The following is a 14724-nucleotide window of genomic DNA, read 5'->3' on the forward strand; positions in this document are numbered from 1 at the left end:
GAACGGAAGCCGCTTCGCACTTTCCTGGAATTGCTCAAAGTCGAGCTGCGTGACGTGAACCATTTTCAATACCGCGACGGAATTCTCTACGCCGAAGATGTGCCGGTGACCGATATCGCCCGCGCCGTCGGCACACCCTTCTACTGCTACTCGACCGCCACACTCGAGCGCCACTATACGGTGTTCTCCAAGGCTTTCGCCGATGTGGATGCGATGGTTTGCTATGCGATGAAGGCCAACTCGAACCAGGCGGTACTGAAGACGCTCGGCCGCCTTGGCGCCGGCGTCGACGTGGTCTCCGGCGGTGAGCTGCGCCGGGCGCTGGCGGCCGGCATCCCGGCAAACCGCATCATGTTCTCCGGCGTCGGCAAGACGCCGCTGGAAATGGATCTCGCACTGGAAGCCGGCATCTACTGCTTCAACGTCGAGTCCGAGCCGGAACTTGAGGTCCTGAACCAGCGCGCCGTTCGCGCCGGCAAGCGCGCCCATGTGTCCTTCCGCATCAACCCTGATGTTGACGCGAAGACCCATTCCAAGATTTCCACGGGCAAGAAGGAAAACAAGTTCGGCATTTCCTGGGAGCGCGCCCGCGCGGTCTACGCCCATGCCGCAACGCTGCCCGGCATTGAGGTGACCGGCATCGACATGCATATCGGCAGCCAGATCACCGAACTTCAGCCCTTCGACGACGCCTTCAAGCTGCTGCGCGAACTGGTCGATACGCTGCGCTCCGACGGCCACTCGATCGATCATGTCGACATCGGCGGCGGCCTCGGCATTCCCTACAAGGACGACAACAATCCGCCCCCGCTGCCGGACGCCTATGCGGAAATCGTCAAGAACCAGCTGCAGTCGCTCGGCTGCAAGATCGTCACCGAACCGGGCCGGCTGATCGTCGGCAATGCCGGCATTCTGGTGACCGAAGTCATCTACGTGAAGGACGGTGGCGACAAGACCTTCGTCATCGTCGACGGTGCGATGAACGATCTCATCCGCCCGACCCTCTATGAGGCCTATCACGAGATCCGCCCGGTCCGCATCTCCGCCGCCAACGCGCCGCGCATCCGCGCCGACGTCGTGGGCCCGGTCTGCGAAACCGGCGACTATCTGGCGCTCGACCGCGAGATGGCGATGCCGAAGCCTGGCGATCTCTTTGCCATCAGCTCGGCCGGCGCCTACGGCGCCGTGCAGGCCAGCACCTACAATTCACGCCTCCTGATCCCGGAAGTTCTGGTCAAGGGCGACCGTTTCCACGTCGTTCGCCCGCGTCAGGACTATGACGCGTTGATCGGTCTCGATTCGGTGCCGGACTGGCTCGACTGACCCGTCCGGGCATGACAACGACAATCTGTGGATCGGCCGCCCGGCCGATCACGATTGTGTTTGCGCCCTCGTCTTCGCCACAAACGATGGTATCCTGAACGCAAGCGGGATAGGCGAAGTTGCGTGCATTTTTGAGCTCGGCCGTCGCCTCACTACATTGGGTCAGCCACAAGCGTTGATGGGCGACCGAAAGGAAACTTGGGCGGATGACGCAATTCCGGCAGGATGAAACGCCACAACCGAAGCCGTTTTCGAGAACTCTGGCGCTGAAGAGATGGCTGGCGCGCGCGGTGCTGGTCGCCGAGCAGGTCCTGCCGCGTATCCTTCTGCCCGGTGCGATCGCCCTTCTGTTTCTTGCCTTCGCCTGGCTCGGCTTCTTTCGCGCTGCACCTTTCTGGCTGCATGCGGTGGCGCTCTTTGCCTTTGCGCTAACCTTCCTCGCCTCTCTCGTACCGCTCAGCCGGTTGCGGCTTCCCGGTAATGCCGATGCCGATCGCATGCTCGAAGAGCGCAATGCGCTGCCGCATCAGGCCATCCGCGTCCAGGACGATCGCCCCGCGACCGACACCCCTCTGGGCGAGGCGCTCTGGCGCGAACACCAGGCGCGCATGGCACGCATGATCGGCACCCTCGAGACTGGCCTGCCGCGGCCCGATATCGCCAGGCACGATCCCTTCGCGCTCAGGGCCGTGCCTGTGCTGCTCGCTTGCGTCGCCTTTGCCTATTCCTATTCCAACCGCGCCGGATTGCTGAGCGATGCGTTCCGGCTGCCGCAGACGTCGATCGAAGCTGCCAATATCCGCGTCGATGCCTGGGTAACGCCGCCGCCCTATACCGGGCGGGCGCCAATCTTTCTGACGGGCAAGCCGGAAGCCGCCGCTGCCGTGAATGAAGACGCCGCGGCGATCACCATCCCGCAGTTCAGCGACATCACCGTACGGATCACCGGCGCCGGTGCGGACGCGCCAGTGCGCTACGCGGAAACCGGCGGGAGCAAACCGATCGCCATTCCGGTGGCCGGCGAAAAGGCCGAGGAAAAGCAGAGCAAGCCGAAAGTGGACGATGCCGGCCCGAAGGTCGCCGAAATGGTTGCAACGGAGCCGGCACGCAGTCCGAATGCCGTGCGCAACCACGTCTACAAGGTCGTCAAGGATGGCGAACTTATCGTCGGCAGCCAGCGCTGGGCGTTCAAGATCACCCCGGACGGCGTGCCTCAGATCGCCTTTGACGGAATCCCCCATCCGACCATCAACGCGGCGCTCGAAATCACGTTTACGGCCAACGACGATTACGGCATCGCCCAGGCCTGGGCGGAGATCAAGCCGCTCGACGAACCGGCAGAAGGGGCCCGCGCGCTCTATCCGCTACCGGAATACCGGCTCGATCTGCCGCGCCGTAACGCGCGCGAGGCAAAGGGCACGACCAGCCGAAACCTCAGCGAGCATCCGCTCGCCGGCAAGCGGGTAGCGGTGACGCTCGTCGCCCGGGATGCTGCCGGACAGGAAGGCCGCAGCCCGCCGCACGACATGATCCTGCCTGCCCGCCAGTTCTCGCAGCCGCTCGCCGGCGCCGTCGCCGAACAGCGTCAGGTTTTCGCGCTCAATGCCAACGACCTGCCGCGCGCCATCGACCTCAACGACGCCGTCACCTCGCTTGCCGAGGACTGGATCCCGAACCTCACTCATTTCCTGCTGTTGAAATCGGCGCGCACCCGGATGGCGCTCGCCTATAACGACGACATGTTGCGCGATGCCGCCGGATACCTCTGGGAGATCGCGCTCGGCATCGAGGACGGCGACCTGTCGCTTGCCGAGCGCCGCCTGCGCGAAGCCCAGCAGGCGCTGTCGGACGCCTTGGAGCGCAACGCTTCGGACCAGGAAATCGCCAAGCTGATGCAGGAACTGCGCCAGGCGATGCAGGAATACATGCAGGCGCTCGCCGAGCAGGCGATGAAAAATCCACGCATGACCGGCAAGCTCGACCCGAACAACATCCTGCGCCAGCAGGACCTCGAGAAGATGATGAACCAGATCGAGAATCTGGCGCGCTCGGGCGCGCGCGATCAGGCACAGCAGATGCTCTCGGAACTGCAGCGCATGATGAACAACCTGCAGGCTGGCCGCAGCCAGCAGCAGATGGGCGAACAGAACGACGCCATGCGCCAGCAGATGGACAAGCTCGGCAAGCTGATGCAGCAACAGCAGCAGTTGATGGACGAGACCTTCAAGTTCGACCAGGCCCTGCGTGACCGGATGCAGCGGGGCGACCCGCTGCAGGGCGAAGACAACGAGCTCTTCGGTCAGGAAATGCCGCAGGACCCAGGTCAGCAGGGCGATCCGAATGGTCAGCCCAACCCGCTCGACAACATGACCGCCGAACAGCTCAAGGATGCACTGAAACAGCTGAAAGAGCAGCAGGACGCGCTCGGAAAACAGCTCGGTGAGCTGAACAAGGGCCTGGAAAGCATGGGCATCAAGCCCGGCAAGGGCTTCGGCGAAGCCAAGCGCGAAATGGACGGCGCTTCCGGCGCGCTCGGCAAGGGCCAGGGCGAACAAGCCGTCGGCAATCAGGGCCGCGCGCTACAGGCCCTGCGCCAAGGCGCCCAGGATATGATGAACCAGATGCAGGGCCAAGGTCAGGGCGGCCCTGGCATGGGTGTTCCGCAATACGGTCAAAACGGCCGCGATCCTTTGGGAAGGCGGCAACAGAATCTCGGCCCGAATTTCGGCGACCAGGTCAAGGTTCCAGACGAGATCGATTCTCAGCGCGCCCGACAAATCCTTGACGAGATTCGCCGCAGGCTGGGCGACAGCCTGTCGCCGGAGCAGGAGCGCCAGTACCTCGAACGCCTGCTCGACATGCGCTGAGCCGAGCGCCCGGCTGAGCCCTTTGCCTCATCACGGCAGAACATGACAACGGCTCCCGTCGCATCCAATCGATGCGCCGGGTCGCAGTCCTGTTGCTGTGGGCCGGCAGGTCTGGCCGTCAGGCGGCCAGCGCCAGCGCGACTGCCTTGCGGATATCGGGAAGGGAGAAGGGCTTGGAGATGACGTCGACGATCTTGTCGGTGAGATCGTCAGCCCGCTCGCGCTGCTCGGCATAGCCGGTCATCAGCAGGATCTTCATGGCCGGAAAGGCCGCCGACGCCTGGTGCGTCAGCTCGATGCCGTCCATCACGGGCATACGGATATCGGAGAGGAGAAGGTCGAACGCCTCGGCCTCCAGGCAGGCAAGGCCATCGGCCCCATCGCCCGCTTCGACCGTCTCGTGGCCGTCGAGCCTCAGGGCCCGCGCAACGAAGGAACGCAATGCATCCTCGTCCTCGGTAATCAGGATCTTCGCCATCATGGCCTCCGCGTTCGCTTCCGAGTCCGGCGTTCACGCCGGCACCCGCACCTGATCCAAAAGTACAGCGGGCGTGGATCATCGGGAGACACACTGGCGCTGCAGCGCCGCCGATCCCCGTCGAGAATCACTGCGGCACGCACCAAAACAACCAGTTTTTCGTTTGTGTTCCGTAAACGCTGAACGACTGGATTTCAGGGCGCATGCCCCAAATCGAGACATTTACTCGGCGTCGCCGGTGACAACACCGACAAAAGGCAGCTCGCGGAAGGCATAGGCGACGTCCATGCCGTAGCCGACGACGAAGTGATCGGGGCATTCGAAGCCGACATAATCCGCCTCGAGTTCGACCTTGCGCTTGACCCGCTTGTCGAGCAGCACGGCGATCGTGACGTTGCGGGCGCCGCGCTCGTACATCAGTTCCTTGGCGAAACGCAGCGTGCGGCCGGATTCGAGAATGTCGTCGATCAGCAGAACGTCGCGCCCATGCACGTCGCTGTCGATATCCTTGGTGATCTTGACGCCCTGCGAAACGGTGCCGGTGCCGTAGCTCGACAGCGTGATGAACTCGACTTCCGGTGCCAGACCGGCCGTATGCATCGAGCGGATCAGATCGGCCGCGAAGATGAACGATCCCTTGAGCACCGCGATCACCAGCAGATCCTTGTGCGGGCCGTTGACGATCATTCCGGCGAGCTCGCTGTTGCGGGCAGCGATGGTTTCGGCCGTATAGAGAGGTTCGATATTCTTACCGCGAACAACGGGCATCAAGGCTTCTCCAGCGTTTCATCCGGAAGACCTTAAGCCTTCCCTTTGGCGCCGCTTAGCACAATCAGCGGGCCGAAACACCGTTTTCGGCGAAGGAAACCGTCACATCCGGCATTTTTCCACCCGCATAGGGCAGTCTCGTCATGAAATGACGGCTCTCACCGGGCGCGACGGCAGCACCCTCGGGCATCACCCGTGTCGTCGTGACCTTGCGCCCGTTGGCGGCAATCTCCACCACGACGAGCGGCAATCGCTGCTCGATATCGGAGCGATTGTCGATCGAACCATAGACGGACAGCACACGCATGCCGCCGGAGTAGTCGAGCCCACTCTTGATCCCCGATATCGTCAGCGGCTGGACGTCGGCCTGTCCATCGCCGGCAAAGCCGACGATCGCCAGGAAGGAAGCAAGCGCAACGCCCGCGACCATCCCGGCAAAGCGGCGTGCCGGCATGTCGCGCAGCCGCGTCTCGGCAAGACGCAACAATCGAGCGCCGAGCGACGGCTCCTGCTCCACGACCGTCAGCGTCGGCCGCCTGCGGCTGCCCGTTTGTGCATTGTCGTTGAAAACAGGATAGGGCGTGCGGCGCGACGAAGCGGATATCACCTCGAATTCCGCATCCACATAGTCGGCGCGCCTCGGCGCTGAAGCCCCGTCGCGTCCGCCGCGCTCGGGCGGCAGGAAATCTGTATCGGCGTTGTTGCTGGCGGATTTGGTCCGGAATGCCTGCATGATCATTTCCTCCTGTCCCGCAAGAGAACACGGCCGCAGGCGGCCAGTTTGTCTGCGAAACCCTCGGGCAATGCCAAGCCTCATGCGGTGCAAGAACTAGGCATTGCATCAAATCTCTCCGACACGTAAACCGGAATGGTTAATGTTTCGGAAAGACGTCGCGAAAGCGGCGCCTTTTCATGAAAAATTAACCGTCACTTAACCATGATTCCGCTGGCGGTTTTGCCTTTCTTGGCTGGTCGTCCTATGCGCGGAGGACCGGAACCGGCCGTCGGTTGCAGGGCCGTGAGAGAGACTGGGCTGCCGCTTGATTCACTTTGAGAACGTCGGACTGCGCTATGGCATGGGACCGGAAATCCTCCGGGACCTGACCTTCGACATTCCACGCCGTTCATTCCAGTTCCTGACGGGTCCGTCGGGCGCCGGCAAGACCACGTTGCTGCGGCTTCTTTTCCTCTCGCTGCAGCCGACACGCGGCCTGATCCGGATGTTCGACCGCAACATTTCGTCGATCCCGCGCGAAGAATTCCCGATGCTGCGCCGGCGCGTCGGCATCGTCTTCCAGGACTTTCGCCTGCTCGATCATCTCACCACCTACGAGAACGTCGCGCTGCCGTTGCGCGTGCGCGGCAAGGAGGAGACGAGCTACCGTGCAGACGTGCTGGAGCTTTTGAAATGGGTGGGTCTCGGCGAGCGCATCAACGTGCTGCCACCGGTCCTTTCCGGCGGTGAAAAACAGCGCGCCGCCATCGCTCGGGCGCTGATCGACCGGCCGGAGATCCTGCTTGCCGACGAGCCGACCGGCAACGTCGATCCGCCGATGGCAAGGCGCCTGCTCAATCTTTTCCTCGAGCTCAACCGGCTCGGCACGGCGGTCGTGATCGCCACCCACGATCTGTCGCTGATGGACCAGGTGGAGGCGCGGCGCATGATCCTTTCGCAAGGGCGGCTCGACATCTATGAGTGACAGCCGCACGAAACACCAAAAGGATGTGCCCGAACAGGCACCGGAGGCACAACAGCGCCGGACGGAAATGCGCGTGCGCCCGACCGGCCCGATCGTGCCGTCGAGCAATGTGTCGGGCCATGCGCTGATGTGCGTCATCGCCATCATGTCGTTCCTCGCCTGCCTGACGCTCGGCGGCGTCAGCATGGTGCGAGCCACGGCCCAGAGCTGGCAATCGCAGATCTCCCGCGAGATCACCATCCAGATCAAGCCCGACGACAATCTCGACATGGAAAAGGCGCTGGCGGATGCCCGCGACCTGGCGCTGACCTTCAGTGGCACGACGGACGGCAAGATCGTCGACCGGGCCGCCACCGCCCGCCTGCTCGAACCCTGGCTCGGCGAAGGCCTCGATCTTGACGAATTGCCCGTGCCGCGCCTCGTCATCATCACCATCGACGAAAGCAACCCGCCGGACTTTGCGGCCATGCGCAAGGCGCTGACAGAAATAATCCCGCAGGCTTTCCTCGATGACCATCGCACCTGGGTCGACCGGCTGGTCGCCATGGCCAACACCACGGCCATGATCGGCACCGGCGTGCTGACCTTGGTCTTTTCCGCCATGGTGCTGACAGTGGTCTTCGCAACGCGCGGCGCGCTGTCGGGCAATCGCCATATCGTCGAGGTGCTGCATTTCGTCGGTGCCGAAGCCGGCTTCGTCGCGTCGGAATTCCAGAAGCACTTCCTCAGGATCAGCCTCAAGGGCGCCGGCGCCGGCGGTCTGCTCGCAGCACTTTTCTTTGCGATCGCGGGTTTCTGGCAGTCACGGACCTTGGCGACCCCCGAGACAGACCAGGCCACCGCCCTCTTCGGTACCTTCACCATCGGCTATGGTGGCTATCTCGGCATTGCCGCGATCATCGTCGTCATCGCCATCCTGACGACCGTTACGGCGCGGCTGACGGTTACCCGCACGATCTACGAAATCGACCTCATCCGCTCGGACCCCGGCCGTACCGACCTCTACCAAAGCTGAGCCGCCTGATGTTTCGCCGCCACTCGATCTATTCCTTGCCGCAATCTGCGGCTATGTGAAGAGAATCATGATGGCGCGAGAGCTACGCGGGAACGGAATGGCCGGAGGAGATAAATGGCACGGGCAAGCCGACGATCGCCGGCGGTCCCGCAGTCTCCTGCGCAAAATCCTCCGCCGAACCTTCTTCGTCCTGCTCCTGCCGCTGGCAATCCTGATCGCCGCCTTCCTGAACTTTGCCGACACGGTCGCCTCCCTGCAGCCGCCGGGTCATCCGAAGGCCGATGCGATCGTGGTCCTGACCGGCGGTTTCCAGCGCATCGACCAGGCGGTCGATCTTCTGAAGGGTGGCGCCGGCAAGCGCCTGCTGATCTCCGGGGTTCACCCAACGACCACAGGCAGCCAGATCCGCCGCAACACCCAGAGCTCGGCCGACCTTTTCAAGTGCTGCGTCGACATCGGCCATGAGGCGATCGATACCATCGGAAATGCCACGGAAGCGGCGCAATGGATCCATGATCGCGGCTATGCGAGCGTGCTCGTCGTCACCAACAACTATCACATGCCGCGCAGCCTCCTGGAACTGCGCCGCGCCCGGCCGGAAACGGAGTTCATCCCCTACCCGGTCGTCAACTCCGATCTGAAGACCACAAACTGGCTGCGCAATCCGATGGTGCTGAAGTCGATCCTTCTGGAATTCGGCAAGTATACGGTGGCTTCGATACGCGACTTCGCCGGCGCCCGCCCGACCAGCGGCCTGCGCACCGACGCATCGCGCGCGACGCCCGCCGAAGAATAAGGGCCGGCAGGAACAGCCTTCGCCACTGCAAAGTGAAACAGAGCAGTTTTCCTTCAGCACTTAATCGTGTAGGCAGCGATCAACCGGCTCAAAGACGCCGGTCCCCTTGAGACCTCACCTGTGAGAGCGTGCCTGATGATCGTCTTGCGTTCGATCCTTTTCAACATGGTGTTCTACGCCAATCTGATCGTGCAGATGATCGTGCTGACCCCGATCTACTTCCTGCTGCCGCGCAAGAAGGCGTGGTTCGTGCCGAAGAACTGGGTACGCAGCAACCACTGGCTCATGGAAAAGATGGTCGGCACGACCTTCGAGATCGAAGGCTTGGAGAATATCCCCGAGGTTCCCTATATCTTCGCTCCCAAACACCAGTCCTTCTGGGATGCCTATGCGCTGCTCCCCTGGCTCAGCGATCCCTTTTATATCCTGAAGCGCGAGCTCACCTGGATCCCGCTCTTCGGCTGGTATGTGCTCAAGCAACGCATGGTTCCGGTAAATCGCGCGGCCCGCGGCAAGGCGATGACCGGCGTGATGGACCGCACCAAGCAGGAAATGGCAACCGGCCGCGAGCTCATCATCTACCCGGAAGGCACGCGTCGCCCGCCGGGCGCTCCGCCGGAATACAAATACGGCATCGCCCGCCTCTACCGCGACCTCAGCGTGCCGGTGGTGCCGGTCGCCATGCATCCCGGCCTCTTCTGGCCGCGCCGCAAGTTCCTGCGCTTTCCCGGCCACTTCAAGGTTCGCATCCTGCCGCCCATCGAGGCCGGCATGGACCCGGACGCTTTCCTGGCGAAGCTCGTCGAGGTAACCGAGAGGGCGAGCGACGAGTTGCTCGTCGAAACCGTGAAGGCCAATCCGCACCTGCCACTGCCGCCGACCGCCGAGCAGCGGCTGAAGGAACTGAAGGCAGAAGGCCGGGCCTGAGCCTTCAGGCCCGGGCTGAACGCGGCGCCTGCCGCAGCAATCCGACCACCTCTTCCAGCCAGTGATCGCGGATGCCCATCTCCTTGAGATGGGCGAGCGTGTTGAACACGTATTCGCTGTTCGGCCCGGATTTTCCCGTCGAAACCGCGACGATTCCGGCCGCCTCCGTGGTGGTCAGCGAGCCCGCATACTGGACGTGGGCGCGGTCGATGACGTAGGCGAGCGCCGGAACGCGTCGGCCGTCGGCAAGCAGCACCGGCATGGTGCGTTCCTTGTAGACGTGGGTCACCAGTTCACGCTCGCGCAGATAATCGACGACATCCGCCTGCTGCCCGCGCTGGACGCGAAACGCCGTCCCGATGCAGGAGCCGCCGCGGTCGAGCCCAAGCACCAGCCCCGGCCGCTGTTCGGTGCCACGGTGAACCCAGGAATGCACGCAGAGTGAGCGGCGAAAACCGAAGGCACGTGCCGTGAGCTTCTCCTCGAAGGCAAAGCCCGGGTTCCACATCAGCGAGCCGTAGCCAAAGACCCAAAATTCGTCCATATCCACTGTCATTCAACCCGCGCTGCTGTTCTCACTGCCGAATCACGATCGGTCGCGTGGGACGGTGAGCCATTTTCGGTTTCTACGGCACAGCATCCCGGCACGAAAGAGACAAGGTCGTCCTCCTGCGGCCGAAGGAAAGAATAGTTTTGCGGATCGATGGCGCCACCCGAAAGGCAGCCTCCATCCTGTTTTGAGTGAGGTACCCCCGCCCATGTCGGCCACCGCAGTCTCCAACCCATCGCCGGTCAGCCGGAAATTCCGCTGGCTCCTGGCAGGCATCGTGCTTGTCACAGGCGTTTATTCGGCCGGCTGGTTTCTCGCCGCCGACCAGATCGAGAAGCGGTTTGCGACCCGCCTCGCTGAAGGACAGGCGGCCGGCCTCGGCGGCGAATGCACCAACATGGACGTGCGCGGCTTCCCGTTCCGCATCGGCCTCTTCTGCGACAAGGTCCATCTGGACGACACCCGCAACGGCACCTCGGCCTCGTTCGGAGCGCTGAGGACCGCTGCCCAGGTCTACCAGCCGGGCCATGCGGTGATCGAGCTTGACGGCCCGGCCGAGATCCGGGCTTCCCCCGGCCTCAACATCTTCGCCGACTGGACGTTGCTGCATGCGAGCGTGCGCGCGACCCTGTCCGGCGTTGACCGCACGTCGCTAACCTACGACAACCTGACGGGCCGGTTGCGATTGCCGCTTGAAGGCGACGGATTTGGCTTCGGCGCCAGCCACGGCGAATTGCACCTGCGCCAGAACGGCGCGGATCTCGACGCCGCCTTGAGCGTCGACAAACTGGACGTTCGGCCCGAGGAAGGCCCGAGCCTCGCACCGCCGGCGACCGTCGCCGCCGACCTGACCTTCACCGACCGGGCCGGATGGATGACAACCCCGCCGACGCCTGAGATGTTTCGCGGCAGCAAGGGCGAGCTGCGACAGCTCACCCTCGACCTCGGCTCAGGCATGAACGCCAAGCTTTCCGGGCCGTTCTCGGTCAATGATCAGGGACTGATTTCTGGCGAGTTCTCGCTGACGATGACCAATATCGAGGCCTGGCGCGCCAATCTGGTCACCCTGATCCCGGATGATGCCAACCTCGTCGACAACACCGCCAACATGCTGAAGGCTCTCGCCAACGGCAAGAACGAGGCGACCGTGAAGCTCAACGTGCGCGACGGCACGGCATTCCTCGCCTTCATCCCGATCGGCGTCCTGCCGACCCTCTAGGCTACGATCATACGCCTCATAGGAAGGAAGACCGCTCCACGGTCTTCCTTGATCTGCTCAGGCTATTTCTGATCCATGGCATGGCGACCGAAGTCCGGCATCGCCGTGTCCTGGCCGGCCTGAATGATCGAGCGGCGAATGGCCCGGGTGCGGGTAAAGAGATCGAACAGCTTGTCGCCGTCGCCCCAGCGGATCGCCCGCTGGAGGTAGGCGAGATCTTCCGAAAACCGCGCCAGCATCTCCAGGATCGCATCCTTGTTATGCAGGCAGACGTCGCGCCACATGGTCGGGTCGGATGCCGCCAGACGCGTGAAGTCGCGGAAGCCCGAAGCCGAATATTTAATGACTTCGGATTCGGTAACGGTCTCGAGATCATCAGCCGTGCCGACGATGTTGTAGGCGATGATGTGCGGCAGGTGCGAAACGATTGCCAGCACCTTGTCGTGGTGTTCGGCGTCCATCTCCTCGACCATCGAGCCGAGCGTCTCCCAGAAAAGCCGCAGCCGCGCCACCGCTTCCTCATCCGCGCCAGGGGGCGGCGTCAGGATGCACCAGCGGCCGCGGAAGAGGCCGACGAAGCCGGCATCCGGGCCGGAATGCTCGGTACCGGCGATCGGGTGCCCCGGCACGAAATGCACGTTCTCGGGCAAGTGCGGCGCCATCTGTGCGATCACCGAACCCTTGGTCGAACCAACGTCGGTGACGATGGCGCCTGGCTTCAGATGGGCTGAGATCTCGGCGGCAACGGCACCGGACGCGCCGACCGGCACCGAGACGATAACGAGATCCGCGTCGCGAACGGCGTCGGCGGCCGACAGCGTATAGCGATCGCCGAGCCCGAGTTCCTGCGTCCGCTTCAGCGTCGCCTCGCTGCGCGTGGAGACCACGAGCGTGCCGGCGAGTTGCTTCTCGCGGATTTCGCGCGCGATCGACGAGCCGATCAGACCAATGCCGATGAGGGCGATCGTTTCAAACTGCTGAGCCATTATTTCCGTCCCATGAATTCGGTCAGCGCCGCGATGACGCCCTCGTTGGCTTCCGCGGAGCCGATGGTCATGCGCAACGCATTCGGGAAGCCGTAGCTGCGGACTGCCCTGAGGATATAGCCGCGGCGGGTCAGGAACTCATCGGCCTCCTCCGCCCGCTTGCCGGCCTCGTCGGGGAAATGGATCAGCACGAAATTCGTGACCGACGGCGTGATGCGGAGCCCGATCGCCTCGAGCGCTTCGGCAACGCGGGCAAGCCAGGTGAGATTGTGATCGACCGCCGTTGCGACGAAAGCCTGATCGCGTATCGCCGCCGCACCCGCCGCAATGGAAGGCGCACTGAGATTGAACGGCCCGCGGACACGGTCGACCGCGTCGATCACTTCCGGCGGCGCATACATCCAGCCGATGCGCAGGCCGGCAAGACCATAGATCTTCGAGAAGGTGCGGGTCATTACCACGTTGCGGCTGGCCGAGACGAGCTCAAGACCGGCGGCATAGTCGTTGCGGCGCACATATTCGGCATAGGCGGCGTCGAGCACCAGGAGCACGCCCTCGGGCAGGCCCGCATGCAGCCGGCGGACTTCGTCGACCGGGATATAGGTGCCGGTCGGATTGGCGGGATTGGCGAGAAAGACCATCTTGGTCCGCTCGGTGACCGCGGAAAGGATGGCGTCCACATCGACGCGCGCATCCTTTTCCTCGACGGTTACGGGCGTCGCACCGGCCGCCAGGATCTGGATCTTGTAGACCAGGAAACCGTGCTCGGTGATGATGCCTTCGTCGCCGGGGCCGAGATAGGTGTGGCACAGCAACCCGAGCAATTCGTCCGAGCCGTTGCCGCACATGATGTTTGCCGGATTGAGCCCGTGAACGGCCCCGATCGCCTCCCGCAGCGCCCGCGCCTGGCCGTCCGGATAGCGCTCCAGATTGAAGGCCATCGCCTGGAAGGCTTCTATCGCCTTCGGGCTGGCACCGAGCGGCGTTTCGTTCGACGAGAGCTTATGCACCTTGGCGACACCCGGCGCATGCTCCTTGCCTGGCACATAGGCGGCAATGTCAAGGATGCCGGGACGCGGCTCAGGGCTCTTCGAAGCAAGGCTCATCGGGTCAGCTTTCTATGGCCATCAAGGTGCCACAGCGACCTTTGTCGCGCCTTGGGAGGCGCGGGGCGCTATAGGCAGGAAAAGAGGTCAAGCCATTACCGGCGCAAGCGGCTTTTGTCGAGGGTCCGCCGCCTGTACGCAGCGCCTTATCGGGTGAGGCGTGGCCGTTCGCGTGTGCTCGGCACGCCCTGCGGCGCCAACACCGGCACGAAGACACGGCGGGACGCACGCGCTGCAACCGGTAGCCCCTGGTAAAGCCGCTTCTGCGCCTCGACGACGATGACGCCTGAGAACACTGGCCAGAGCCAGCGGCCGAGCCGCTCAAAGCCTCGGCGCAGCCGCAGGATCGCCCGGAGCTTCGACGGCGGGAAGAACAGCGCGTCGGCCGTAGCCCCCGGCGTGAAGTTGGTCTCGCGCAACAGCGCCGTCAGCTGCCCGCGCGAATAGGGTCGGCCGGAGCCGAAGGGCGTATGCTCCATGCGTGCCCAGACGCCGCGTCGATTGGGCACGACGATCACGAGCCGGCCGCCCGGCGCCAGCACCCGCCAGATCTCCTTCATCGTCTCGCGCGGACTTTCGGCAAATTCCAGCGAATGCACCATCAGCACCCGGTCGATCGATGCGTCCGGCAGCGGCAATTCCTCGTCGAACACCAGCGCCGTCGAGGAAAGCTCGGCAACCGGCCAGTTCACCGCGCCCTGGCCCGCAGGCATGAAGGCGAAGGTGCGCTCCGTGTCCTTGCGGAACCGCTCGAGATAGGGAACGGCATAGCCGAGGCCGACCAGCCGCTCGTCCGGCAGCCGCGCCCAGACGGACGAAAGCGCCATGGTGACGGATTGCTCCGCCATCCGGCCAAGCTCGGAGTGATAGAATTCGCGAAGGTCGACAATATCGGTATGCATTCGCAACATGTTAGCTTCGAAGCGGTAGACTTCAAGGTAAGGCTCGCTACATTCGGCAGCATCTCCCCTCTCCTGACCGGAGGACCT

General features: G+C 63.6%; 14 protein-coding genes. 7 read left to right on the top strand and 7 right to left on the bottom strand.

All coding sequences use genetic code 11. From position 1 onward, the window contains the following. Positions 1–54 precede the first annotated feature (54 nt). Together lysA and BLU15_RS28145 are read left to right on the top strand one after the other, a co-directional pair. Entirely contained in the window at positions 55–1323 is a 1269-nt protein-coding gene (gene lysA / locus BLU15_RS28140) for a diaminopimelate decarboxylase (RefSeq protein WP_090299921.1), read from the top strand. A 206-nt stretch (positions 1324–1529) separates the two neighbouring features. Beyond that, entirely contained in the window at positions 1530–4190 is a 2661-nt protein-coding gene (locus tag BLU15_RS28145; protein WP_090299887.1) for a TIGR02302 family protein, read from the top strand. A gap of 118 nt (positions 4191–4308) precedes the next feature. Here the strand turns inward: BLU15_RS28145 and BLU15_RS28150 are convergent, their stop codons facing one another. From BLU15_RS28150 to BLU15_RS28160, 3 genes are all read right to left on the bottom strand, one after another. Beyond that, complete coding sequence (locus BLU15_RS28150) at positions 4309–4668, bottom strand: response regulator (RefSeq protein ID WP_034806737.1); 360 nt, start codon at positions 4666–4668, stop codon at positions 4309–4311. Between the two features lie 222 nt (positions 4669–4890). After that, positions 4891–5436, bottom strand: coding sequence for a hypoxanthine phosphoribosyltransferase (gene hpt / locus BLU15_RS28155; protein WP_034806612.1), 546 nt, complete (start codon positions 5434–5436; stop codon positions 4891–4893). 64 nt (positions 5437–5500) lie between these two features. After that, positions 5501–6169 carry a hypothetical protein gene (locus BLU15_RS28160; RefSeq protein ID WP_060518649.1) on the bottom strand — a complete coding sequence of 223 codons (669 nt, stop codon included), beginning with the start codon at positions 6167–6169 and terminating at the stop codon, positions 5501–5503. Positions 6170–6476: 307 nt separating this feature from the next. Here BLU15_RS28160 and ftsE point away from each other — a divergent pair, with 307 nt between their 5' ends. The 4 genes from ftsE (at position 6477) to BLU15_RS28180 (ending at position 9874) form a co-directional block, all read left to right on the top strand. Continuing rightward, positions 6477–7136 carry a cell division ATP-binding protein FtsE gene (gene ftsE / locus BLU15_RS28165; RefSeq protein WP_034806610.1) on the top strand — a complete coding sequence of 220 codons (660 nt, stop codon included), beginning with the start codon at positions 6477–6479 and terminating at the stop codon, positions 7134–7136. Further along, the gene (locus BLU15_RS28170; RefSeq protein ID WP_162731776.1) at positions 7129–8151 is read left to right on the top strand and encodes a cell division protein FtsX; all 1023 of its coding nucleotides are present in this window, start codon (positions 7129–7131) and stop codon (positions 8149–8151) included. The genes ftsE and BLU15_RS28170 overlap by 8 nt, the downstream gene beginning before the upstream one ends. 97 nt (positions 8152–8248) lie before the next feature. Continuing rightward, the gene (locus tag BLU15_RS28175; RefSeq protein WP_060581207.1) at positions 8249–8947 is read left to right on the top strand and encodes a YdcF family protein; all 699 of its coding nucleotides are present in this window, start codon (positions 8249–8251) and stop codon (positions 8945–8947) included. A gap of 135 nt (positions 8948–9082) precedes the next feature. After that, a complete protein-coding gene (locus BLU15_RS28180; protein WP_060605800.1) occupies positions 9083–9874 on the top strand; it encodes a lysophospholipid acyltransferase family protein in 792 nt (263 codons plus the stop codon). Between the two features lie 4 nt (positions 9875–9878). Here the strand turns inward: BLU15_RS28180 and BLU15_RS28185 are convergent, their stop codons facing one another. Beyond that, a complete protein-coding gene (locus BLU15_RS28185; RefSeq protein ID WP_060518502.1) occupies positions 9879–10430 on the bottom strand; it encodes a gamma-glutamylcyclotransferase in 552 nt (183 codons plus the stop codon). 202 nt (positions 10431–10632) lie between these two features. Here BLU15_RS28185 and BLU15_RS28190 point away from each other — a divergent pair, with 202 nt between their 5' ends. Further along, positions 10633–11643, top strand: coding sequence for a DUF2125 domain-containing protein (locus tag BLU15_RS28190; RefSeq protein WP_090299891.1), 1011 nt, complete (start codon positions 10633–10635; stop codon positions 11641–11643). 62 nt (positions 11644–11705) lie between these two features. On the opposite strand, the gene BLU15_RS28195 is transcribed toward BLU15_RS28190, so the two are convergent. The 3 genes from BLU15_RS28195 to BLU15_RS28205 all read right to left on the bottom strand — a co-directional run bounded on the left by BLU15_RS28195 (position 11706) and on the right by BLU15_RS28205 (position 14646). Then, a complete protein-coding gene (locus BLU15_RS28195; protein WP_034806590.1) occupies positions 11706–12629 on the bottom strand; it encodes a prephenate/arogenate dehydrogenase family protein in 924 nt (307 codons plus the stop codon). Continuing rightward, a complete protein-coding gene (gene hisC, locus BLU15_RS28200; RefSeq protein ID WP_034806587.1) occupies positions 12629–13735 on the bottom strand; it encodes a histidinol-phosphate transaminase in 1107 nt (368 codons plus the stop codon). Before hisC ends, BLU15_RS28195 begins: the two co-directional genes overlap by 1 nt. A gap of 146 nt (positions 13736–13881) precedes the next feature. Further along, positions 13882–14646 carry a class I SAM-dependent methyltransferase gene (locus BLU15_RS28205; RefSeq protein ID WP_089044490.1) on the bottom strand — a complete coding sequence of 255 codons (765 nt, stop codon included), beginning with the start codon at positions 14644–14646 and terminating at the stop codon, positions 13882–13884. Positions 14647–14724: the final 78 nt, after the last annotated feature.

This window comes from Ensifer sp. YR511, from assembly GCF_900103045.1.
In the GTDB taxonomy this organism is placed as follows: domain Bacteria; phylum Pseudomonadota; class Alphaproteobacteria; order Rhizobiales; family Rhizobiaceae; genus Ensifer; species Ensifer adhaerens.